Here is a 21,448-nt window from a genome sequence, read left to right as displayed (position 1 = left end):
CGACATGCTGATCCCCCGTAGGGTCAAGCACCGCAAGCAGCACCACCCGAAGCGCCGTGGTCAGGCCAAGGGCGGTACGACGGTCTCGTTCGGCGAGTACGGCATTCAGGCCCTCACGCCGGCGTACGTGACCAACCGCCAGATCGAGGCGGCCCGTATCGCGATGACCCGCCACATCAAGCGTGGCGGCAAGGTCTGGATCAACATCTACCCGGACCGCCCGCTCACGAAGAAGCCTGCCGAGACCCGCATGGGTTCCGGTAAGGGTTCGCCGGAGTGGTGGATCGCGAACGTGCACCCGGGCCGGGTCATGTTCGAGCTGTCCTACCCCAACGAGAAGATCGCCCGTGAGGCCCTGACTCGCGCAGCCCACAAGCTGCCGATGAAGTGCCGGATCGTCAAGCGCGAGGCAGGTGAAGCGTGATGTCGGCCGGTACCAAGGCGTCCGAGCTGCGCGAACTGGGTGACGAGGAGCTTCTCAACAAGCTCCGCGAAGCCAAGGAAGAGCTGTTCAACCTCCGCTTCCAGGCGGCGACGGGTCAGCTCGAGAACCACGGTCGGCTCAAGGCCGTCCGTAAGGACATCGCGCGGATCTACACCCTGATGCGTGAGCGCGAGCTGGGCATCGAGACGGTGGAGAGCGCCTGATGAGTGAGAGCAACGTGACTGAGCAGACTGCAGAGGCCCGCGGCTTCCGCAAGACCCGTGAGGGTCTCGTCGTCAGCGACAAGATGGACAAGACCGTCGTCGTCGCCGTCGAGGACCGCGTCAAGCACGCGCTGTACGGCAAGGTCATCCGCCGTACCAACAAGCTCAAGGCGCACGACGAGCAGAACGCTGCCGGCGTCGGCGACCGGGTCCTCCTCGCGGAGACCCGCCCGCTGTCGGCGACCAAGCGCTGGCGCGTCGTCGAGATCCTCGAGAAGGCCAAGTAATTTCCTGCGAGGCACCCCTCGCAGGACAGTTCCGCCAGGCTCCGGGGGCCGTTCCTTAAGCGGCCCCCGGGGAACCGGCAGACAAACAGGAGATAGACGTGATCCAGCAGGAGTCGCGACTGCGTGTCGCCGACAACACTGGTGCGAAGGAGATCCTTTGCATCCGTGTGCTCGGTGGCTCCGGTCGCCGCTACGCGGGCATCGGTGACGTCATCGTCGCCACCGTCAAGGACGCGATCCCCGGTGGCAACGTGAAGAAGGGTGACGTCGTCAAGGCGGTCATCGTTCGCACCGTCAAGGAGCGCCGCCGTCCGGACGGCTCGTACATCCGCTTCGACGAGAACGCCGCCGTCATTCTGAAGAACGACGGCGACCCTCGCGGTACCCGCATCTTCGGCCCGGTCGGGCGCGAGCTGCGCGAGAAGAAGTTCATGAAGATCATCTCGCTGGCTCCGGAGGTGCTGTAAGCATGAAGATCAAGAAGGGCGACCTGGTCCAGGTCATCACCGGTAAGGACAAGGGCAAGCAGGGCAAGGTCATCGCGGCCTTCCCCCGCGAGGACCGTGTCCTGGTCGAGGGTGTCAACCGGGTCAAGAAGCACACCAAGGCCGGCCCGACCGCTCGCGGTTCGCAGGCCGGTGGCATCGTCACGACCGAGGCGCCGATCCACGTCTCCAACGTCCAGCTGGTCGTTGAGAAGGACGGCAACAAGGTTGTCACGCGTGTCGGTTACCGCTTCGACGACGAGGGCAACAAGATCCGCGTTGCCAAGCGGACGGGTGAGGACATCTGATGGCTACCACCACGACTCCGCGTCTCAAGACGAAGTACCGCGAGGAGATCGCGGGCAAGCTGCGTGACGAGTTCAAGTACGAGAACGTCATGCAGATCCCCGGCCTCGTCAAGATCGTGGTCAACATGGGTGTGGGCGACGCCGCCCGCGACTCCAAGCTGATCGAGGGCGCCATCCGCGACCTCACCACGATCACCGGTCAGAAGCCGGCCGTCACCAAGGCCCGCAAGTCCATCGCGCAGTTCAAGCTGCGTGAGGGCCAGCCGATCGGTGCCCACGTCACACTCCGTGGCGACCGCATGTGGGAGTTCCTGGACCGCACCCTGTCGCTCGCGCTGCCGCGCATCCGCGACTTCCGTGGTCTGTCCCCCAAGCAGTTCGACGGCCGTGGCAACTACACCTTCGGTCTCACCGAGCAGGTCATGTTCCACGAGATCGACCAGGACAAGATCGACCGTACCCGGGGCATGGACATCACCGTGGTGACCACGGCGACCAACGACGCTGAGGGCCGCGCGCTCCTTCGTCACCTCGGCTTCCCCTTCAAGGAGGCGTGAGCGAGATGGCGAAGAAGGCTCTGATTGCCAAGGCTGCTCGCAAGCCCAAGTTCGGTGTTCGCGGCTACACGCGCTGCCAGCGCTGCGGCCGTCCGCACTCCGTGTACCGCAAGTTCGGCCTGTGCCGCGTCTGCCTTCGTGAGATGGCTCACCGTGGCGAGCTGCCGGGCGTGACCAAGAGCTCCTGGTAATCCCCCTTTAGGGATTCCCGAAGCTCTCGGTAAGCAATGGGCGTGTCAGGCGCCCACCCTTTCATGGCTTAGGCTTGGAGGGTTGGGCGCCTGACGCCCGTACGACTTACTACGCCGTAGGTCCACCGCACCGCACCCGCCTCGTCTCGGATCGAGGAGAGGGATGGGCACCTGGAAACCCCGGCGAGAGAGGCCGAAGGCCAATTCATGACCATGACTGATCCGATCGCAGACATGCTTACGCGTCTGCGGAACGCGAACTCGGCATACCACGACTCCGTGACGATGCCGGCGTCCAAGATCAAGTCTCACATCGCGGAGATCCTCCAGCAGGAGGGCTTCATCACGGGCTGGAAGGTCGAGGACGCCGAGGTCGGCAAGAGCCTCGTTCTCGAGCTGAAGTTCGGCCCGAACCGTGAGCGCTCCATCGCGGGCATCAAGCGGATCTCCAAGCCCGGTCTCCGGGTTTACGCGAAGTCCACCTCCCTGCCGAAGGTGCTGGGCGGCCTCGGCGTGGCGATCATCTCCACGTCGCACGGGCTCCTCACCGACAAGCAGGCCGGCAAGAAGGGCGTGGGTGGGGAAGTCCTCGCCTACGTCTGGTAGCGGAAGGGAACGGAGGAAACAGCTATGTCGCGTATTGGCAAGCTCCCCATCACGGTTCCCGCCGGCGTGGACGTCACCATCGACGGCCGTACGGTCTCGGTCAAGGGCCCCAAGGGTTCCTTGAGCCACACCGTCGCTGCGCCGATCGACATCGCCAAGGGTGAGGACGGCGTACTCAACGTCACCCGCCCCAACGACGAGCGTCAGAACAAGGCCCTGCACGGCCTGTCCCGCACGCTGGTGGCGAACATGATCACCGGCGTGACCCAGGGTTACGTGAAGAAGCTCGAGATCAGCGGTGTCGGTTACCGCGTGACGGCCAAGGGTTCGAACCTCGAGTTCGCTCTCGGCTACAGCCACCCGATCACCGTCGAGGCCCCCGAGGGCATCACCTTCAAGGTGGAGGCCCCCACCCGGTTCTCGGTCGAGGGCATCGACAAGCAGAAGGTCGGCGAGGTTGCGGCCAACATCCGCAAGCTGCGCAAGCCCGACCCGTACAAGGCCAAGGGCGTCAAGTACGAGGGCGAAGTCATCCGCCGCAAGGTCGGAAAGGCGGGTAAGTAAGCCATGGCATACGGACAGAAGATCCTCAAGGGCGACGCTTACAAGCGTGCCGCGATCAAGCGTCGCCACATCCGGATCCGTAAGCACATCTCGGGTACGGCTGAGCGTCCGCGCCTGGTCGTGACGCGCTCCAACCGCCACATCGTGGCCCAGGTCATCGACGACATCAAGGGTCACACCCTGGCGTCGGCGTCGACCCTGGACACCACGATCCGCGGCAACGAGGGCGACAAGTCCGCGCAGGCCAAGTCGGTCGGCGCCCTGGTTGCCGAGCGCGCCAAGGCCGCCGGTGTCGAGGCTGTCGTATTCGACCGTGGTGGCAACCAGTACGCCGGGCGCATCGCCGCCCTGGCGGACGCCGCCCGCGAAGCCGGGCTCAAGTTCTGAGCCGCTTCCGTAGCTAGCGGAAAGAGAGAGGTAATCCAATGGCTGGACCCCAGCGCCGTGGAAGCGGTGCCGGTGGCGGCGAGCGGCGGGACCGGAAGGGCCGTGACGGCGGCGCTGCTGCCGCCGAGAAGACCGCGTACGTTGAGCGCGTTGTCGCGATCAACCGCGTCGCCAAGGTTGTGAAGGGTGGTCGTCGCTTCAGCTTCACTGCGCTCGTCGTAGTGGGCGACGGTGACGGCACCGTGGGTGTCGGTTACGGCAAGGCCAAGGAGGTGCCGGCCGCCATCGCCAAGGGTGTTGAGGAGGCCAAGAAGCACTTCTTCAAGGTCCCCCGTATCCAGGGCACCATCCCGCACCCGATCACGGGTGAGAAGGCGGCGGGCGTCGTCCTGCTCAAGCCGGCGTCCCCCGGTACCGGCGTTATCGCCGGTGGCCCGGTGCGTGCCGTGCTCGAGTGCGCCGGCGTTCACGACATCCTGTCGAAGTCGCTCGGCTCGTCGAACGCGATCAACATCGTGCACGCGACCGTGGAGGCCCTGAAGGGCCTGCAGCGTCCCGAGGAGATCGCGGCCCGCCGTGGTCTGCCGCTCGAGGACGTCGCTCCCGCGGCTCTGCTGCGTGCGCGTGCCGGGGCTGGTGCTGCGTAATGGCTCAGCTCAAGATCACGCAGACGAAGTCGTACATCGGCAGCAAGCAGAACCACCGTGACACCCTGCGCTCCCTTGGTCTCAAGGGCATCAACACGCAGGTCGTCAAGGAGGATCGTCCCGAGTTCCGCGGCATGGTGCACACCGTCCGCCACCTCGTGACGGTCGAGGAGGTCGACTGATCATGGCGGAGAACAACCCGCTCAAGATCCACAACCTCCGTCCCGCCCCGGGCGCCAAGACCGCCAAGACCCGTGTGGGTCGTGGTGAGGCGTCGAAGGGTAAGACGGCCGGTCGTGGTACCAAGGGTACGAAGGCCCGCTACCAGGTTCCGGAGCGCTTCGAGGGTGGGCAGATGCCCCTCCACATGCGTCTTCCGAAGCTGAAGGGCTTCAAGAACCCGTTCAAGACCGAGTTCCAGGTCGTGAACCTCGACAAGCTGGGCGCGCTGTACCCCGAGGGTGGCGAGGTCACCGTCGAGGACCTCGTGGCCAAGGGTGCCGTTCGCAAGAACAGCCTCGTCAAGGTCCTCGGCCAGGGCGAGATCTCCGTGGCGCTGCAGGTGACGGTCGACGCCGTCTCCGGCTCCGCCAAGGAGAAGATCACCGCCGCCGGTGGCACGGTCACCGAGCTCGTCTGAGATCCGCAGGCGTCTCGATGACGTAAGCAGTCCCGACCGGGGATACCTCACAACGGGGTATCCCCGGTTGGTCGTTCCACCGCAGGCCTTGTCGCCGGTAAGGTGGCCTGCACTGCTTTCCCACATATTCGTCGAACCTCAAGACCGTCACCCTTGACGCAGTAGCGCGGGGGTCGCAGGAGGCACCGTGCTCACCGCGTTCGCCCGGGCGTTCAGGACGCCCGACCTGCGCAAGAAGCTGCTCTTCACGCTCGCCATCATCGTGGTGTACCGCGTGGGTACCCACATCCCGATCCCTGGCGTGGACTACAAGTCCGTCCAGGAGTGTGTGGACCAGGCGTCCGGCAACCAGGGACTCTTCGGTCTGGTCAACATGTTCAGCGGTGGCGCGCTGCTGCAGATCACGATCTTCGCGCTCGGCATCATGCCGTACATCACGGCGAGCATCATTCTGCAGCTGCTGACCGTGGTGATCCCACGCCTGGAAGCCCTCAAGAAGGAGGGCCAGGCCGGTACGGCGAAGATCACGCAGTACACCCGTTACCTCACGGTGGCGCTCGCCATCCTTCAGGGCACGGGCCTGGTGGCCACCGCCCGCAGCGGCGCTCTCTTCTCCGGCTGCACCGTCGCGTCGAGCATCGTCCCCGACCGGGCGATCTTCACCACGATCGTCATGGTCATCACGATGACCGCCGGTACGGCCGTCGTCATGTGGCTCGGTGAGCTCATCACCGACCGCGGCATCGGCAACGGCATGTCGATCCTGATGTTCATCTCGATCGCCGCCACCTTCCCGTCCGCCCTGTGGGCCATCAAGAAGCAGGGCACCCTGGCCGACGGCTGGATCGAGTTCGGCACCGTCATCGCGGTCGGCCTGGTCATGGTCGGCCTGGTGGTCTTCGTCGAGCAGGCCCAGCGCCGTATCCCGGTGCAGTACGCGAAGCGCATGATCGGCCGTCGTTCCTACGGCGGGACGTCGACGTACATCCCGCTGAAGGTCAACCAGGCCGGTGTGATCCCTGTCATCTTCGCGTCGTCGCTGCTGTACATCCCGGCGCTGGTGGCGCAGTTCTCGAGTGGTACGTCGAGCTGGAAGACCTGGATCGAGACCAACCTCACCAAGGGCGACCACCCGATTTACATCAGCATGTACTTCTTGCTCATCGTTTTCTTCGCGTTCTTCTACGTGGCGATCTCCTTCAACCCCGAGGAAGTCGCCGACAACATGAAGAAGTATGGTGGCTTCATCCCGGGCATCCGGGCTGGCCGACCGACCGCTGAGTACCTGTCGTACGTACTCAACCGGATCACCTGGCCGGGTTCGCTGTACTTGGGTCTGATCGCACTCGTACCGACGATGGCGTTGGTTGGCTTCGGGGCAAGCCAGAACTTCCCGTTCGGTGGGACAAGCATCCTGATCATCGTGGGTGTGGGTCTCGAGACGGTGAAGCAGATCGAGAGCCAGCTCCAGCAGCGCAATTACGAAGGGTTCCTCCGCTGATGCGTATCGTCCTCGTCGGGCCGCCGGGCGCCGGTAAGGGAACGCAGGCCGCGTTCCTCGCCCAGAACCTGTCGATCCCGCACATCTCCACGGGCGACCTGTTCCGCGCCAACATCAGCCGGCAGACGGACCTCGGCAAACTCGCGAAGTCCTACATGGACGCGGGCAACCTGGTTCCGGACGAGGTCACCATCGGGATGGCCAAGGACCGCATGGAGCAGCCCGACGCCGAGAACGGCTTCCTGCTGGACGGCTTCCCGCGGAACGTCTCGCAGGCCGAGTCGCTCGACGAGATGCTGCAGCACGAGGGCATGAAGCTGGACGCGGTGCTGGACCTCGAGGTACCCGAGGAGGAGGTCGTCAAGCGCATCGCCGGCCGCCGCATCTGCCGCAACGACTCGGCGCACGTCTTCCACGTCTCGTACAAGGCGCCGAAGCAGGACGGCGTCTGTGACGCCTGCGGCGGCGAGCTGTACCAGCGGGACGACGACTCCGAGGAGACGGTCCGCAAGCGCCTGGAGGTCTACCACACCCAGACCGAGCCGATCATCGACTACTACAAGGCCCAGGGCCTGGTGGTCACGATCTCGGCGCTCGGCAAGGTGGAGGACGTCACCGGCCGCGCCATGGAGGCGCTCCAGCACGAGGGCGACGCCGCGTAGCGGTTTTTCCGAGTACGACAGCCGCGGTTCCCTTCCGAGGGGGCCGCGGCTGCTGTGTGGGCGCACGTATCGTTGAAGCACCCGTCCCCTGCCAGGTTTTCCCGGTTCCAGAAAGGCTTCCGCCGCATGGTGCAGATCAAGACCCCCGAGCAGATCGCCAAGATGCGCGAGGCGGGACTGGTCGTCGCCGCCATCCACGCGGCGACCCGAGAGGCCGCGGTGCCCGGGGCCACGACCAGGGATCTCGACCAGGTCGCGCGCAAGGTGCTCGCGGAGCACGACGCCAAGCCGAACTTCCTGGGGTACGGCGGTTTCCCGGCCACGATCTGCACCTCCGTGAACGAGGTCGTCGTCCACGGCATCCCGTCCGACGAGGTCGTCCTCAAGGACGGCGACATCATCTCCATCGACTGTGGCGCGATCATCGACGGCTGGCACGGCGACGCGGCCTACACGGCCTTCGTGGGCTCGGGCCACGCCCCGGAGCTCCTCGAGCTCTCGCGGGTGACCGAGGAGTCCATGTGGGCCGGCATCGCGGCGATGAAGCAGGGCAACCGGCTCGTCGACGTCTCCCGGGCCATCGAGACGTACATCCGCCGCCAGCCGAAGCCGGGCGGCGGCCGCTACGGGATCATCGAGGACTACGGCGGTCACGGCATCGGCACCGAGATGCACATGGACCCGCACCTGCTGAACTACGTCGACCGGCGCCGGGGGAAGGGGCCGAAGCTGGTCACCGGGTTCTGCCTGGCGATCGAGCCGATGGTGTCCCTGGGTACGCCGAGGACCGAGGTCCTGTCGGACGACTGGACGGTCATCACGACGGACGGCACATGGTCGTCCCACTGGGAGCACTCGGTGGCGCTGACGGACGAGGGGCCGCTGGTTCTCACGGCTCCCGACGGGGGCAGGGCGAAGCTGGCGGAGCACGGCGTCACGGCCGCTCCCGACCCGCTCGCTTAACGATCTACGTTCCCGGGCATCCTTCCTCGATTCGTGTTTCGGAGTGGCCTGACGTAGACTGACTCGTCGGCTCTCGTGCACCCGCATGTCCGCATGCGCCCCTCAGGGGGAAGCAAGGAGAGTCGATCAAGGTAGTCGATTCGAAGGGCGAAGCGTGGCCAAGAAGCAAGGTGCCATCGAGATCGAGGGCACTGTCGTCGAGTCTCTTCCGAACGCCATGTTCAAGGTCGAGCTCCAGAACGGCCACCAGGTCCTGGCTCACATCAGCGGAAAGATGCGTATGCACTACATCCGTATCCTCCCTGACGACCGGGTCGTGGTGGAGTTGTCTCCGTACGACCTGACGCGTGGCCGGATCGTCTACCGGTACAAGTAGATCTTGCCCGCATCCCGCTGCGGCGGGGTGGTGGCACTGACCCGGAGAACCTCAATCCCATGAAGGTCAAGCCGAGCGTCAAGAAGATCTGCGACAAGTGCAGGGTGATCCGCCGTCACGGTCGGGTCATGGTCATTTGCGAGAACCCGCGCCACAAGCAGCGCCAGGGCTGACGCACGACCGACCCTCTGCTCTCGCAGAGTTTCGCGCGACGCAAGTTGAACATGTTCATACGCAGAGCCCAGACGTGCTTCGTCTGACACCCCCGGTTCGGAGGCCGGGGATCCAGTTCGTACCTGGTACGGCGGCTGGGAGCCGGTTCTGCGGAAGACCTCCGAAGATCACCAGGAGCCATTGAATGGCACGCGTTTCCGGTGTTGACATCCCGCGCGAAAAGCGCGTGGAGGTCGCCCTGACCTACGTGTTCGGTATCGGCCGCACTCTCTCCCAGCTCACGCTGGCCGAGACCGGCATCGACCCGGACACCCGCGTTCGCGACCTCTCCGAGGAGCAGCTCGTCGCGATTCGTGAGTACGTCGACAACAACTTCAAGACCGAGGGTGACCTCCGTCGCGAGGTCCAGGCCGACATCCGCCGCAAGGTCGAGATCGGCTGCTACCAGGGCCTGCGGCACCGCCGTGGTCTGCCCGTCCGTGGTCAGCGCACCAGCACGAACGCTCGTACCCGCAAGGGCCCGCGTCGCGCCATCGCCGGCAAGAAGAAGCCGGGCAAGAAGTAGTCCTCAGCGGACAACGCTTCATCAGCGGTCTTCGCTGTAGGACCGACCACCTCCCCGTAGGAGAAGTAGATGCCCCCCAAGGGTCGTCAGGGCGCTGCCAAGAAGGTGCGCCGCAAGGAAAAGAAGAACGTCGCTCACGGCCACGCGCACATCAAGAGCACGTTCAACAACACGATCGTCTCGATCACGGACCCCTCGGGCAACGTGATCTCCTGGGCCTCCGCCGGCCACGTCGGCTTCAAGGGCTCGCGCAAGTCCACCCCCTTCGCCGCGCAGATGGCCGCCGAGTCGGCCGCCCGCCGCGCGCAGGAGCACGGCATGCGCAAGGTCGACGTCTTCGTCAAGGGTCCCGGCTCCGGCCGTGAGACCGCGATCCGCTCCCTCCAGGCCACCGGCCTCGAGGTCGGCTCGATCCAGGACGTCACGCCCACCCCGCACAACGGCTGCCGTCCGCCCAAGCGCCGCCGCGTCTGAGGCTCGGTTGTCTTGAGGTTTCGGGCGGTACGGCTCTTCGAAGCTGTGCCGCCCGTACCCTTGCAGTAACAGCAGGACGTCAAATAGCGGGCGTCCATGACTGAAGGATTCACAACATGCTGATCGCTCAGCGTCCCTCGTTGACCGAAGAGGTCGTCGACGAATTCCGCTCCCGGTTCGTGATCGAGCCGCTGGAGCCGGGCTTCGGCTACACCCTCGGCAACTCCCTCCGCCGCACCCTCCTCTCGTCGATCCCCGGCGCTGCTGTCACCAGCATCCGCATCGACGGCGTCCTGCACGAGTTCACCACCGTGCCGGGCGTCAAGGAGGACGTCACCGACCTGATCCTCAACATCAAGCAGCTGGTCGTCTCCTCGGAGCACGACGAGCCGGTCGTGATGTACCTGCGCAAGCAGGGCCCGGGTCTGGTCACCGCCGCCGACATCGCGCCCCCGGCCGGTGTCGAGGTCCACAACCCCGACCTCGTCCTCGCCACGCTCAACGGCAAGGGCAAGCTGGAGATGGAGCTCACGGTCGAGCGTGGCCGCGGTTACGTCTCCGCCGTGCAGAACAAGCAGGTGGGCCAGGAGATCGGCCGTGTTCCGGTCGACTCCATCTACAGCCCCGTGCTGAAGGTCACGTACAAGGTCGAGGCGACCCGTGTCGAGCAGCGCACCGACTTCGACAAGCTGATCGTCGACGTCGAGACCAAGCAGGCCATGCGTCCGCGTGACGCCATGGCGTCGGCCGGTAAGACCCTGGTCGAGCTGTTCGGTCTGGCCCGCGAGCTCAACATCGACGCCGAGGGCATCGACATGGGCCCGTCCCCGACGGACGCCGCCCTTGCCGCTGATCTCGCCCTGCCGATCGAGGAGCTCGAGCTCACCGTTCGGTCGTACAACTGCCTCAAGCGTGAGGGCATCCACTCCGTGGGTGAGCTCGTCGCCCGCTCCGAGGCCGACCTCCTGGACATCCGCAACTTCGGTGCGAAGTCCATCGACGAGGTCAAGGCGAAGCTGGCCGGCATGGGCCTGGCCCTCAAGGACAGCCCGCCCGGATTCGACCCGACCGCCGCCGCCGACGCCTTCGGCGCCGACGACGACGCGGACGCGGGTTTCGTGGAGACCGAGCAGTACTGATCGGTTGTTGCCGGTGAGCATCCGCTCGCCGGGTTCCTGACCCCGGTACCTGATACGGCCGGGGCAGATACCAAGGAGAAAGAAATGCCGAAGCCCACCAAGGGTGCCCGTCTGGGCGGCAGCGCCGCGCACGAGAAGCTGCTCCTCGCGAACCTCGCGAAGAGCCTCTTCGAGCACGGCCGTATCACCACCACCGAGGCGAAGGCGCGCAAGCTGCGTCCGTACGCCGAGCGTCTGATCACCAAGGGCAAGAAGGGCGACCTTCACAACCGCCGTCAGGTGCTTCAGGTGATCACGGACAAGAGCGTCGTCCACACGCTCTTCACCGAGATCGGCCCGCGCTACGAGAACCGCCCCGGTGGCTACACCCGCATCACCAAGATCGGTAACCGCCGTGGCGACAACGCGCCCATGGCTGTCATCGAGCTGGTCGAGGCGCTGACGGTCGCGCAGGCTGCGACGGGTGAGGCCGAGGCCGCCACCAAGCGTGCCGCCAAGGACGCCGAGGCTGCTCCGGCTGCCGAGGAGACCAAGGTCGACACGACCAAGGCCGACGAGGCCGAGGACGCCGCCGAGGAGTCCAAGGACGCCTGACGCTTCCGCGTTGTGACGGGCCCGCCCCCTTTCGGGGCGGGCCCGTTCGCGTTGTGCGGGGTCAGAGAGGGCAACCTCACAGCGGGCTCATAGGTCATGCATACGCGTCGCCGATCCGGGAGGCGCGCCAGATGTCTGACTTACGGGGGTCCCATGACGTCTCTCGCCGCTGTGCGGCGCACCATCTCCGCCTTCGCGCTCGCCGCACTGGCCGCTACGGCGCTCGCCGCTCCGGCCGGCGCCCAGGAGGAATTACTGCCGGTGTCCGTCGTCGGACCCGACAGCGTGAACCTCTCGCTGCAACCGGAGTCCGGCGAACCCGGTGAGCCGGGCGAGCCGCAGATCGAACTCGGACTCCGGGCGCCCGGCGAGCCGGTACCGGACGAGAACGGAGTCATCCATCCGATCCACCAGGGCGACTACACGGTCACGGTGGACGCGAGCTCCCTGGCCGGTGTCGCCGCTGTCGACTTCTCCCGGCTCGGAGGGTGGCGGGGCTGCTCCGTCGACGGGCTGGTCGCGACCTGCAGTGACTACGAGATCTACGCCGGCCAGGACTACAACGACCTGGGCGGCATCCGTCTCGACGTGACCGACGAGAGCGCCGCGGGCGACTTCGGCACCATCTCCGTCACCGCAGCGGGCGAGGGGCTGGCCTTCACCGGGCACACGGTGGACGTACTGGTCGGCGGCCCCGAGCTGCGGATGAAGCAGCTGGCCGAGCCGGAGGGCTTCCGGGCCGGCGACACCTTCCAGGCACCGCTGAGCTTCCGCAACCAGGGCGGCCTGGGCGGCAAGGGCGTCGTGCTGCGGATCTCCGGCACCCGGGGCCTCTCCTTCCCGAGCACCTTCGGCAACTGCTGGTACGACCCACGTGACCCCGACGATCTGCGCGGGTGGTCCACGGCGCTGTGCGTCTTCGACAGCGAGTTCGCCGCAGGGGCGGTCTACGGGCTGAGTGCCCCCTTCCCGATCGGGACGGCCGGCTTCGCGCTCTACGACTCGATGTCCTACAGCTTCAGCGCGGTGCCCGCCGACCGGGTGGCGGACCTGCTGGCCGCGGGCGACTACCAGCCGGGTACCGGGCCGGAGCTGGGCCTGGTGCGGCTGCCGGACGCCGATCCGGCGGGCTACACGCAGTACGCGGAAATGGACTTCCCGACGACGAACACTTTCGACCTCGACCTGACCGGTGAGCGGCTGCGGGCCCGCAAGGGGCAGACGGTGTCGGTGGACGTCGGATTCGCCAACCACGGCCCCGCCTGGCTGGCCCTGCTCCGCTCCGGCGGCGAGCCGATCTCCTTCTGGGTGGACCTTCCCCCCGGAACCACGACCACCACGGCCCCCGAGGCCTGCCGGGCCGCCGACTGGGAGGGCGCCGAGGGCGACTACCTCTGCAACATCGACACACCGATCCTGGAGGACGCCTCCCGCACCTTCACCTTCGGTCTCCGCGTCGACGAAGTGATCAAGAACGCCACCGGCCGGGCGTTCTTCGCGTACACGATGCCGAACGAGGGCAATCCGGCGAACGACACCGGCGAGATCGTGCTGAACCCGAGGGGCCGGCACTGATCGTCCACGGCTCTGGTCGTACGGGTCCGCCCCTCGGGGCGGGCCCGTCTCGCGTTCCTGAGAGGATCCAGGGGTGAGCGACGAAGTACAGCCCGGTTACGTCCGTGTCCGCCTCGACCTCTCCTACGACGGAACCGAGTTCTCCGGATGGGCCAAGCAGGCCGGTGGACGGCGGACCGTGCAGGGTGAGATCGAGGACGCGCTGCGGACGGTGACACGGTCGAAGGACGTGACGTACGAACTGACCGTGGCCGGGCGGACCGATGCCGGGGTGCATGCGCGGGGGCAGGTGGCGCATGTGGATCTGCCCGAGGGGCTGTGGGGGGAACATCGGGAGAAGCTGCTGAAGCGGCTGGCGGGGCGGTTGGCGAAGGATGTGCGGGTGTGGTCGGTGGAGGAGGCTCCGACCGGGTTCAACGCGCGCTTCTCGGCGATCTGGCGGCGGTACGCGTATCGCGTCACCGACAACCCCGGTGGTGTCGACCCGCTGCTGCGGAGCCACGTCCTGTGGCACGACTGGCCCCTTGACGTAGAGGCCATGAACGAGGCGGCTGCCCGGCTGCTCGGGGAGCACGACTTCGCCGCCTACTGCAAGCGGCGTGAGGGCGCGACAACCATCCGCACGCTCCAGGAGCTGAGTCTGGTGCGGGATGAGGACGGGATCATCACCGCCACCGTGCGGGCCGACGCCTTCTGCCACAACATGGTGCGCTCGCTGATCGGGGCGCTGCTGTTCGTGGGGGACGGGCACCGGGGGCCGGACTGGCCGGGCAAGGTGCTGGCTGCCGGCGTACGGGACTCGGCCGTCCATGTCGTACGGCCACACGGGCTGACGCTGGAGGAGGTCGGGTATCCGGCGGACGAGTTGTTGGCGGCGCGGAACAAGGAGGCGCGGAACAGGCGGTCGTTGCCGGGGGCGGGCTGCTGCTGAACGGCTGCTCCCGGCGGGGGACCCGTACCGTCAGCCGGTACCCACGAGGGTCCCCTTCACGAACTTCGTGTTGCCGGTGCCGTCCCGCCAGGGGGACGAAACCCCTTGGAGATGGCCTGAGTTGACCACCACGTAGGCCGAGTTGTCGGCCCGTACGCCGTACTGAGGACTCGCCACTCCCGTTCCGTTGTCGTCCTTGCCCGTGAGGACGACCAGGCCGTCGGCCATGACCTTGCACTGGGAACCGGCGACGCCCAGTCCGGCGTACCCGCCGCCACCGGCGCCGTTGTTCTTGCCGTCCCGGGTGAGGTTCGTGGCGGACAGCAGGAGGACTCCGGTCGTGTCCGTCGCGTGGACGTACATGCCGTGCCAGCCGTTCCGGTCGGTGGAGCACGCGACCATCTTGATCACTCCGGGCACGGACTCGATGTCGAATCCGTGCAGCGAGGACCACTCCGCGCGGCAACTGGTGAAGGAGGAGTTGCCCGCCCCCGACATCCACCAGCCGCAGCCTCCGACCCCCAGGACGTACACGTCGTGGAAGACGGAGTCGGTGGAGTTGTTCAGCACAATGCCGTGGGAGCCGGTCCACAGGACGGAGACGCGGTCGTAGTGCAGGCAGAACGGCGCCTGGGGGCCGCCGGTGGCGTTGAAGTTGTACCAGGTGTTGATCCCGATGCCCGTGACGGCGCGGACGTGCACGTCCCGAAGCTGGAGGTGCTGGATCTGCCCGGTCGCGCGGATGCCGTCGATCTCGGCTCCGTCGCGAGGCAGGTCGGAGCCGTCGATGGACAGGGAGAAGATGCGCTGCGCGTTGGCCTGGACGGAATAGCCCCCCAGCTGCTGGTCCAGGATCTCGACGACGGCGTCTCCCGTGAACGACGGGAGGGGGCGGATGCCGACCACCGGGTTCTGGGCGCCCGGTTGAGCCTCGCCGCCGGCGTGTGAGCCCTGCAGGGTCACGTACGGGCCTATGCGCAGGGGAGCGCTCGTGCGGTACACCCCGGCCGGGAGGACGGTGACGTTCCCCGGCTGACAGGCGTCCAGCGCCGCCTGGAGCGCCGCGGTGTCGTCGGTGGTGCCGTCTCCCTTGGCGCCGTGGTCCTTGACGTTCACCCATCCCACGTCCGCGGCCACGGCGGCGGCGTCTCCGGCGGAGACCGCTGTGGCGGACAGCGCGATACCGCCCACCGCGACGGCCGATCTGAGGACGGAACGTCGGGAGTTCGAACCGGTCATGTTGTGCCCCCCTGGGCTGCTCGAAGATCGGCAGCCAGTATCCGTGCGGCCGGGAGCAGGGAGACGGCCGGCAGCCTGCCGGAAGCCGTCGTGCCGTATCCCGAGCCCGTCCTGAGCGGCTCCTGGCAGCGGACCTGAACGAACCGGAACCGGCGCGCCCAGGCGCGCCGGGTCACTCGCTCGCGGCCGTGGACGCCTGAGCCTCGCCGCGCCGGTGGATCTGGCGGAAGGTGAACTCGGCCAGGTTGTCGCCGATGCTGAAGACCGCGGTGTCCTTCTCCGTGACGTTCTTGCCGCTGGCGAAGCCGGCGATGGTGAAGTAGGCGTAGCGGCCGTAGGAGTTCGAGGTCGTGCGGCAGATCGCGGAGTTGCAGAAGGCCTTGACCGCGCCGCCGGACAGCGACTTGACGATGTCCTTCTTGGTGTTGACCTGGCTCTTCGCCTTCGCCGCCTGGGCCTGGGTGTCGAAGACGGCCACGCCGACCGTCACCGAGACACCGTCCTTGGTGTAGCTGACCCGCATGAACTGGGTGCAGCTGTTGGCCTTCAGGATCTTTCCGAGGCTGGGCTGGACCGTGTCGCCGGCGGCGCAGTTCTTCGTGTCGGCCGTCGTCCCCTTCTTGTACACGGTCGAACCCATGGTCAGCTGGGTGCCCGGGAAGAGGATCTGCGCGCCGAGCGGGGCCGTGTCCTTGGCCTTGCTGGCGATGAAGTCCCTCGGGTCCAGCGGCGGCGGGGCGCTGGTCGGCGCGAACGACGGCGTGGTCCCGGTCGCGCTCGGGATGTCGGCGGTCGCCGGCAGTGACGAGGTCGGCTTGTTCGCCTCGTCGTCGCCGTTCGCCGATACGACGGCCATCGCCACGGCGGTGCCTATCGCGACCGTGGCGACCGCGCCGCCCACGATGAAGAACAGCCGACGGCGCCTGTTGCGGATCTCGGACGCCTCGGCGAGCGCGGCCCAGTCCGGAGTCTGCTCGCCCCCGTCGCTGCCCCACGGCTGCTGCGACTGCGGTTTCCAGGGATCCCACTGGGACGGGGGTCCCCCCTGCTGCCCAAAGCTCATGGGGCGCATCTTAGACGGGGGACGGGAGGTGCTGTGGGGCCTGTGGACACTGGCCCGGGGACCTTTCCGGCAGGGGTGTACATCTCGGTCCGCGAGGTGCTGTGACGCTTGCCGCGGCGGACTCGTTTTGACCCGTCCGGGGCAGCGCGGGTAACCTTGCGGTTTGTTATGCGTATCGGCTTGGTCGTTCTCACGCGAGAGGCCCTTACGTAGGTTCCCTGGAGCAGTTACCAGTGGGCGGCATACGGGCAGCGTCCCCGGCATTGTCGTCCCCAGCTGCACGATCGCTTCAGTGATGCCATGTGTCAGCACCCATCCACTGAAGAAGAAGGCTGCGAAGTGCGTACGTACAGCCCCAAGCCCGGCGATGTGACTCGCCAGTGGCACGTCATTGACGCTCAGGACATCGTCCTGGGCCGTCTGGCTACCACCGCTGCGAACCTCCTCCGTGGCAAGCACAAGCCGACCTATGCCCCGCACATGGACATGGGCGACTTCGTCATCATCATCAACGCCGACAAGGTTCACCTGTCCGGCAACAAGAAGACCCAGAAGCTGGCGTACCGCCACTCCGGCTACCCGGGTGGTCTGCGCTCCGTCCGCTACGACGAGCTGCTGGCGAAGAACCCCGAGAAGGCCGTCGAGAAGGCCATCAAGGGCATGATCCCCAAGAACTCCCTGGGCCGTCAGATGATCAGCAAGCTGAAGGTCTACTCGGGCGACCAGCACCCGCACGCTGCCCAGCAGCCGGTGCCGTTCGAGATCACCCAGGTCGCGCAGTAGTTCCGGCCACCCCCTAAGACAGAAAAGAATCTGAGGAGCATCGTGGCCGAGACCACTGTTGAGCAGCCGGTCGAAGAGACCGAGACCGAGCTCGTCGACATCGACAGCTACACCACCGAGTCCGAGGTCCCCGTCGAGGGCGAGTACACCTCGGAGTCCATGGCGTCCCGCTTCGGCGACCCGCAGCCGGCCGCCGGCCTGGGCCGTCGCAAGAACGCCATCGCCCGCGTCCGGATCGTCCCGGGCTCCGGCAAGTGGAAGATCAACGGTCGCACCCTTGAGGACTACTTCCCCAACAAGGTGCACCAGCAGGAAGTCAACGAGCCCTTCAAGGTGCTCGAGCTCGAGGGCCGCTACGACATCATCGCCCGCATCGCGGGTGGCGGCGTCTCCGGCCAGGCCGGTGCGCTCCGTCTCGGTGTCGCCCGCGCGCTGAACGAGGCCGACGTGGACAACAACCGCGGCGCCCTCAAGAAGGCCGGCTTCCTCCGTCGCGACGACCGTGCGGTCGAGCGCAAGAAGGCCGGTCTCAAGAAGGCCCGCAAGGCTCCGCAGTACAGCAAGCGTTAATCTTCGCTGCCTGTTCTGCTTCGTACCTGCTCGTTCCTGCGAGTCAGCAGTACGTACGTTTCGCCCCGGCGGCACGCCACAGTGCCGCCGGGGCGTTCGTTTATCACAGCCGTAGGCGTATAAACGGCACAAGGCGCTCAAAGGCTCATGTGATCGGATGATCTCCGTAACTGACGCTTCCTCAGGAGGACAAGTGGGACGACTCTTCGGCACGGACGGGGTGCGCGGTGTCGCCAACGCGGATCTGACGGCCGAGATGGCGCTCGGTCTGTCGGTCGCGGCGGCGCACGTGCTGGCCGAGGCGGGTACGTTCCAGGGCCACCGGCCGACGGCGGTGGTCGGACGGGATCCGCGCGCGTCCGGGGAGTTCCTGGAGGCCGCCGTGGTCGCGGGCCTCGCGAGCGCCGGCGTGGACGTGCTGAAGGTCGGTGTGCTGCCCACGCCCGCGGTGGCGTATCTCACGGGTGTGCTCGGCGCCGACCTCGGCGTCATGCTCTCCGCCAGCCACAACGCCATGCCCGACAACGGCATCAAGTTCCTCGCGCGCGGCGGGCACAAGCTCGACGACGAGCTGGAGGAGCGCATCGAGGCCGTCTACGAGGAGCACAAGGGTGGTGAGCCCTGGGAGCGGCCGACCGGCGGCGGTGTCGGCCGGGTCCGCGAGTACACCGAGGGCTTCGACAAGTACGTGGCCCATCTGATCGCCGTACTGCCGAACCGGCTCGACGGGCTGAAGATCGTCCTCGACGAGGCGCACGGCGCTGCCGCCTGGGTGTCGCCGGAGGCGTTCTCGCGGGCCGGCGCCGAGGTGATCACCATCGGTGCCCAGCCGGACGGGCTCAACATCAACGACGGGTGCGGCTCCACGCATCTCGGACCGCTGAAGGCCGCCGTCGTCGAGCACGGGGCGAACTTCGGCATCGCGCACGACGGGGACGCGGACCGGTGCCTTGCCGTCGACCACACCGGTGAGGAAGTGGACGGCGACCAGATCATGGCCGTGCTCGCGCTCGCGATGAGGGATCGGTCGGCGCTGCGGTCCGACACCGTCGTCGCGACGGTCATGTCGAACCTGGGGTTCAAACTGGCGCTGGAGCGGGAGGGGCTCCGGCTCGTCCAGACCGCCGTGGGGGACCGGTATGTGCTCGAGGAGATGAAGGAGCACGGGTACGCACTCGGGGGTGAGCAGTCCGGGCACGTCATCATTCTGGATCACGCCACGACCGGGGACGGGACGCTGACCGGGCTGATGCTGGCGGCTCGCGTCGCGGAGAGCGGGCGGTCGCTGAAGGAGCTGGCTTCCGTGATGGAGCGGCTGCCGCAGGTGCTGATCAACGTGCCTGACGTGGACCGGTCGAAGGTGTCGACGTCCGGGGAGCTGGCGGCGGCGGTGACCGAGGCCGAGCGTGAACTCGGGGCCACCGGGCGGGTGTTGTTGCGGCCGTCGGGGACCGAGCCGCTGGTGCGGGTGATGGTAGAGGCGGCGGACATCGATCAGGCTCGGTCGGTGGCGGGGCGGTTGGCCGATGCGGTGAAGTCGGCGTTGGGGTGAGTTGTTGGTCCTCGCGCCCCTTCATGGGCGCTTTCGCCAGAGCCACTTCTGGAAGAGCAGGGTGAGGGTGCCCGCCAGGACGATGCCCAGGAGGTTCAGCAGAAGCTGTTCTGTTGAACCCCAGGCCTGCTTGTACTCGTTGTAGCTGAAGGCGACCGCGGCGTTGGCGGCTGCCGGGACTGTGGTCACCGAGATGGCCACGCCCACCAGGGCACCTGACTTGGCCGAGGTCAGGGACAGGGTGCCCGCGCAGCCGGCGAGGACGGCCACGACGAAGGAGAACCAGTCGGGGCGGTAGATGAAGTTGGTGTTGGGGCGCAGGGCGTCCAACTGCTCGGCGCTGAACAGGCTCACGGCGTCCATGAAGTAACTGAAGCCCACCGTGACGAGCATCGCCACCGCGAAGCCCACGAGGAGAGCGTTCATCGAGCGCAGTGCCAGGCGGGGATGACGCTGGACGATTGCCGTACTGAAGGCCGCCAAGGGGCCGAACTCCGGGCCCACCGCCATCGCGCCCACGATCAGGATCGCGTTGTCCAGCACCACACCGCAGGCCGCGATCATCGTGGCCAGCGTGAGGAAGGCGAGATAGGTGATGGAGAGCGTCGACTCCTCGTGCGTCGCGTCGGTCAGGTGCTCCCAGATGACCGCGTCCACGCCTTCGCCGGGTGCGTCGTCCTCGGCCTTGTCCGCGCGCTCGGAGAGTGACAGGTCGATGTTCTCGACGGCGATGGAGCCGGACTTGTCGAGGTCCAACTCCCGCAGGGCGCCGATGAGTTCGTCACCCGCCTCGCGGGCCACGTCGCACATCACGACGTCGCCGGCGGGGTTGCGGGCGGCGCCCGGCATCACGACGAGGTGCGTGGCGCCGACCGTGTTCTCGATCAGGCGGACCACGTCGTCGGTTTTCTCGGCCGGGGCGATCAGGCGCAGATGCAGCATGACGCCTTTCTAACAGGCGTACGTCAACAGGCCTACGGCCCTCAGAGCTTACGGAGGCTGAGCCTGCGCACCTTGTGGTCCTGGCCCTTGCGGATGACGAGGGTGGCGCGGCCGCGGGTGGGGGCGATGTTCTCCACCAGGTTGGGCTTGTTGATGGTGCGCCAGAGGGTGCGGGCGTAGTCGACCGCCTCCTCCTCCGAGACCTGGGTGTACTTCCTGAAGTACGAGTCGGGGTTCTGGAAGGCGGTCCGGCGGAGCTTCTTGAACCGGCTGAGGTACCAGCGCTCGATGTCCTCGGCGCTCGCGTCGACGTACACGCTGAAGTCGAAGTAGTCGGCGAGACCGACGCGGGTGCGGCCGTCCGTGCCGGGGAGGGCGGGCTGCAGGACGTTGAGGCCCTCGACGATCAGGATGTCGGGGCGGCGGACGGTGAGCCGCTGGTCCGGGACGATGTCGTATATCAGGTGGGAGTAGACGGGGGCGGTGACCTCGTCCTTGCCCGCCTTGATGTCGGCGACGAAACGGGTCAGCGCGCGGCGGTCGTACGACTCCGGGAAACCCTTGCGCGACATGAGCCCGCGGGCCTCCAACTCGCGGGTGGGGAGCAGGAAGCCGTCGGTCGTGACCAGCTCCACACGCGGGTGCTCGGGCCAGCGGGAGAGCAGGGCCTGGAGGAGGCGGGCGACGGTCGACTTGCCCACGGCGACCGATCCCGCGACCCCTATGACGAACGGGGTGCCCGACTGGGAGCCCTGTTCGCCCAGGAAGGTGTTCAGGGCGCCTCGGAGGCCGTCCGTGGCGCCGACATAGAGGTTGAGAAGCCGGGACAGCGGGAGGTAGATGTCCCGCACCTCGTCGAGGTCGATGACGTCACCGAGACCGCGCAGCTTCTCGACCTCTTCGGCGTTCAGCGGGAGCGGCGTCTTTTCGCGCAGCGCGCTCCACTCGGCGCGGGTGAGGTCGACGTAAGGAGTCGCCTCCGGCTTGTGCCGGTGGGCGCTCCGGGGCATCGGGGAGACCGGAGA

General features: G+C 67.0%; 31 protein-coding genes. 27 read left to right on the top strand and 4 right to left on the bottom strand.

All coding sequences use genetic code 11. The features are described from left to right. Positions 1-4 precede the first annotated feature (4 nt). From rplP to truA, 24 genes are all read left to right on the top strand, one after another. Positions 5-424: a 50S ribosomal protein L16 gene (gene rplP, locus RNB18_RS41395; RefSeq protein ID WP_006140905.1), complete on the top strand. Its 420-nt coding sequence runs from the start codon at positions 5-7 to the stop codon at positions 422-424. Continuing rightward, a complete protein-coding gene (gene rpmC / locus RNB18_RS41390) occupies positions 424-648 on the top strand; it encodes a 50S ribosomal protein L29 (RefSeq protein ID WP_005481220.1) in 225 nt (74 codons plus the stop codon). Before rplP ends, rpmC begins: the two co-directional genes overlap by 1 nt. Next, positions 648-935, top strand: coding sequence for a 30S ribosomal protein S17 (gene rpsQ, locus RNB18_RS41385; RefSeq protein WP_007384073.1), 288 nt, complete (start codon positions 648-650; stop codon positions 933-935). Before rpmC ends, rpsQ begins: the two co-directional genes overlap by 1 nt. 98 nt (positions 936-1,033) lie before the next feature. Continuing rightward, positions 1,034-1,402 carry a 50S ribosomal protein L14 gene (gene rplN, locus RNB18_RS41380; protein ID WP_003998823.1) on the top strand — a complete coding sequence of 123 codons (369 nt, stop codon included), beginning with the start codon at positions 1,034-1,036 and terminating at the stop codon, positions 1,400-1,402. Between the two features lie 2 nt (positions 1,403-1,404). Then, positions 1,405-1,728 carry a 50S ribosomal protein L24 gene (gene rplX / locus RNB18_RS41375; protein WP_003992365.1) on the top strand — a complete coding sequence of 108 codons (324 nt, stop codon included), beginning with the start codon at positions 1,405-1,407 and terminating at the stop codon, positions 1,726-1,728. Further along, on the top strand, positions 1,728-2,285 hold the full coding sequence (gene rplE, locus RNB18_RS41370; RefSeq protein ID WP_020135807.1) for a 50S ribosomal protein L5: 558 nt from the start codon (positions 1,728-1,730) through the stop codon (positions 2,283-2,285). Before rplX ends, rplE begins: the two co-directional genes overlap by 1 nt. Positions 2,286-2,290: 5 nt before the next feature. Then, positions 2,291-2,476 (top strand): type Z 30S ribosomal protein S14, encoded by a 186-nt coding sequence (locus RNB18_RS41365; protein WP_003948630.1) that lies wholly within the window; start codon positions 2,291-2,293, stop codon positions 2,474-2,476. Positions 2,477-2,683: 207 nt separating this feature from the next. Beyond that, positions 2,684-3,082, top strand: coding sequence for a 30S ribosomal protein S8 (rpsH, locus tag RNB18_RS41360; RefSeq protein WP_057607912.1), 399 nt, complete (start codon positions 2,684-2,686; stop codon positions 3,080-3,082). A gap of 24 nt (positions 3,083-3,106) precedes the next feature. Next, positions 3,107-3,646: a 50S ribosomal protein L6 gene (gene rplF, locus RNB18_RS41355; protein ID WP_123991106.1), complete on the top strand. Its 540-nt coding sequence runs from the start codon at positions 3,107-3,109 to the stop codon at positions 3,644-3,646. 3 nt (positions 3,647-3,649) lie between these two features. After that, a complete protein-coding gene (rplR, locus tag RNB18_RS41350) occupies positions 3,650-4,033 on the top strand; it encodes a 50S ribosomal protein L18 (RefSeq protein WP_057607911.1) in 384 nt (127 codons plus the stop codon). A gap of 38 nt (positions 4,034-4,071) precedes the next feature. After that, positions 4,072-4,680 (top strand): 30S ribosomal protein S5, encoded by a 609-nt coding sequence (gene rpsE, locus RNB18_RS41345; RefSeq protein ID WP_010354225.1) that lies wholly within the window; start codon positions 4,072-4,074, stop codon positions 4,678-4,680. Further along, positions 4,680-4,862, top strand: coding sequence for a 50S ribosomal protein L30 (gene rpmD / locus RNB18_RS41340; RefSeq protein WP_005481207.1), 183 nt, complete (start codon positions 4,680-4,682; stop codon positions 4,860-4,862). Before rpsE ends, rpmD begins: the two co-directional genes overlap by 1 nt. A gap of 2 nt (positions 4,863-4,864) precedes the next feature. Further along, on the top strand, positions 4,865-5,320 hold the full coding sequence (gene rplO / locus RNB18_RS41335) for a 50S ribosomal protein L15 (protein ID WP_007384079.1): 456 nt from the start codon (positions 4,865-4,867) through the stop codon (positions 5,318-5,320). A gap of 187 nt (positions 5,321-5,507) precedes the next feature. Then, entirely contained in the window at positions 5,508-6,821 is a 1,314-nt protein-coding gene (secY, locus tag RNB18_RS41330; RefSeq protein ID WP_311719268.1) for a preprotein translocase subunit SecY, read from the top strand. After that, positions 6,821-7,483 (top strand): adenylate kinase, encoded by a 663-nt coding sequence (locus tag RNB18_RS41325; protein WP_311719267.1) that lies wholly within the window; start codon positions 6,821-6,823, stop codon positions 7,481-7,483. Before secY ends, RNB18_RS41325 begins: the two co-directional genes overlap by 1 nt. A 126-nt stretch (positions 7,484-7,609) precedes the next feature. Further along, positions 7,610-8,446 (top strand): type I methionyl aminopeptidase, encoded by an 837-nt coding sequence (gene map, locus RNB18_RS41320; RefSeq protein WP_266387952.1) that lies wholly within the window; start codon positions 7,610-7,612, stop codon positions 8,444-8,446. Positions 8,447-8,600: 154 nt separating this feature from the next. Next, positions 8,601-8,822 (top strand): translation initiation factor IF-1, encoded by a 222-nt coding sequence (gene infA / locus RNB18_RS41315; RefSeq protein ID WP_003948620.1) that lies wholly within the window; start codon positions 8,601-8,603, stop codon positions 8,820-8,822. A 59-nt stretch (positions 8,823-8,881) separates the two neighbouring features. Further along, a complete protein-coding gene (gene rpmJ, locus RNB18_RS41310; protein WP_003998809.1) occupies positions 8,882-8,995 on the top strand; it encodes a 50S ribosomal protein L36 in 114 nt (37 codons plus the stop codon). A 185-nt stretch (positions 8,996-9,180) separates the two neighbouring features. After that, positions 9,181-9,561, top strand: coding sequence for a 30S ribosomal protein S13 (gene rpsM, locus RNB18_RS41305; RefSeq protein ID WP_057607907.1), 381 nt, complete (start codon positions 9,181-9,183; stop codon positions 9,559-9,561). Between the two features lie 69 nt (positions 9,562-9,630). Beyond that, the gene (rpsK, locus tag RNB18_RS41300; protein WP_003956432.1) at positions 9,631-10,035 is read left to right on the top strand and encodes a 30S ribosomal protein S11; all 405 of its coding nucleotides are present in this window, start codon (positions 9,631-9,633) and stop codon (positions 10,033-10,035) included. A 116-nt stretch (positions 10,036-10,151) separates the two neighbouring features. Continuing rightward, entirely contained in the window at positions 10,152-11,174 is a 1,023-nt protein-coding gene (locus tag RNB18_RS41295; protein WP_062640332.1) for a DNA-directed RNA polymerase subunit alpha, read from the top strand. Between the two features lie 84 nt (positions 11,175-11,258). Continuing rightward, the gene (gene rplQ / locus RNB18_RS41290; protein WP_057607906.1) at positions 11,259-11,768 is read left to right on the top strand and encodes a 50S ribosomal protein L17; all 510 of its coding nucleotides are present in this window, start codon (positions 11,259-11,261) and stop codon (positions 11,766-11,768) included. A 153-nt stretch (positions 11,769-11,921) separates the two neighbouring features. Next, on the top strand, positions 11,922-13,343 hold the full coding sequence (locus tag RNB18_RS41285) for a hypothetical protein (protein WP_311719266.1): 1,422 nt from the start codon (positions 11,922-11,924) through the stop codon (positions 13,341-13,343). A 73-nt stretch (positions 13,344-13,416) separates the two neighbouring features. Further along, positions 13,417-14,274, top strand: a complete 858-nt coding sequence (gene truA / locus RNB18_RS41280) for a tRNA pseudouridine(38-40) synthase TruA (RefSeq protein WP_311719265.1) — start codon at positions 13,417-13,419, stop codon at positions 14,272-14,274. Between the two features lie 30 nt (positions 14,275-14,304). On the opposite strand, the gene RNB18_RS41275 is transcribed toward truA, so the two are convergent. Together RNB18_RS41275 and RNB18_RS41270 are read right to left on the bottom strand one after the other, a co-directional pair. After that, the gene (locus tag RNB18_RS41275; RefSeq protein WP_311719264.1) at positions 14,305-15,513 is read right to left on the bottom strand and encodes a right-handed parallel beta-helix repeat-containing protein; all 1,209 of its coding nucleotides are present in this window, start codon (positions 15,511-15,513) and stop codon (positions 14,305-14,307) included. Between the two features lie 172 nt (positions 15,514-15,685). Further along, positions 15,686-16,576 carry a hypothetical protein gene (locus RNB18_RS41270; RefSeq protein ID WP_311719263.1) on the bottom strand — a complete coding sequence of 297 codons (891 nt, stop codon included), beginning with the start codon at positions 16,574-16,576 and terminating at the stop codon, positions 15,686-15,688. A gap of 339 nt (positions 16,577-16,915) precedes the next feature. Here RNB18_RS41270 and rplM point away from each other — a divergent pair, with 339 nt between their 5' ends. The 3 genes from rplM (at position 16,916) to glmM (ending at position 19,481) form a co-directional block, all read left to right on the top strand. Next, positions 16,916-17,359, top strand: coding sequence for a 50S ribosomal protein L13 (gene rplM, locus RNB18_RS41265; RefSeq protein WP_057607896.1), 444 nt, complete (start codon positions 16,916-16,918; stop codon positions 17,357-17,359). Positions 17,360-17,401: 42 nt separating this feature from the next. Further along, complete coding sequence (rpsI, locus tag RNB18_RS41260) at positions 17,402-17,929, top strand: 30S ribosomal protein S9 (protein WP_311719261.1); 528 nt, start codon at positions 17,402-17,404, stop codon at positions 17,927-17,929. A gap of 193 nt (positions 17,930-18,122) precedes the next feature. Next, positions 18,123-19,481: a phosphoglucosamine mutase gene (gene glmM / locus RNB18_RS41255; RefSeq protein WP_311719260.1), complete on the top strand. Its 1,359-nt coding sequence runs from the start codon at positions 18,123-18,125 to the stop codon at positions 19,479-19,481. A gap of 21 nt (positions 19,482-19,502) precedes the next feature. Here glmM and RNB18_RS41250 read toward each other — a convergent pair whose 3' ends face one another. Together RNB18_RS41250 and coaA are read right to left on the bottom strand one after the other, a co-directional pair. Continuing rightward, complete coding sequence (locus RNB18_RS41250; RefSeq protein ID WP_311719259.1) at positions 19,503-20,423, bottom strand: DUF389 domain-containing protein; 921 nt, start codon at positions 20,421-20,423, stop codon at positions 19,503-19,505. 41 nt (positions 20,424-20,464) lie between these two features. Beyond that, positions 20,465-21,433, bottom strand: a complete 969-nt coding sequence (coaA, locus tag RNB18_RS41245) for a type I pantothenate kinase (protein ID WP_167368201.1) — start codon at positions 21,431-21,433, stop codon at positions 20,465-20,467. Positions 21,434-21,448 lie beyond the last annotated feature (15 nt).

Origin of the sequence: Streptomyces doebereineriae (genome assembly GCF_031845645.1) — a bacterium.
Classification (GTDB): domain Bacteria; phylum Actinomycetota; class Actinomycetes; order Streptomycetales; family Streptomycetaceae; genus Streptomyces; species Streptomyces canus.
This window is presented reverse-complemented; position numbering and strand designations above follow the sequence as displayed.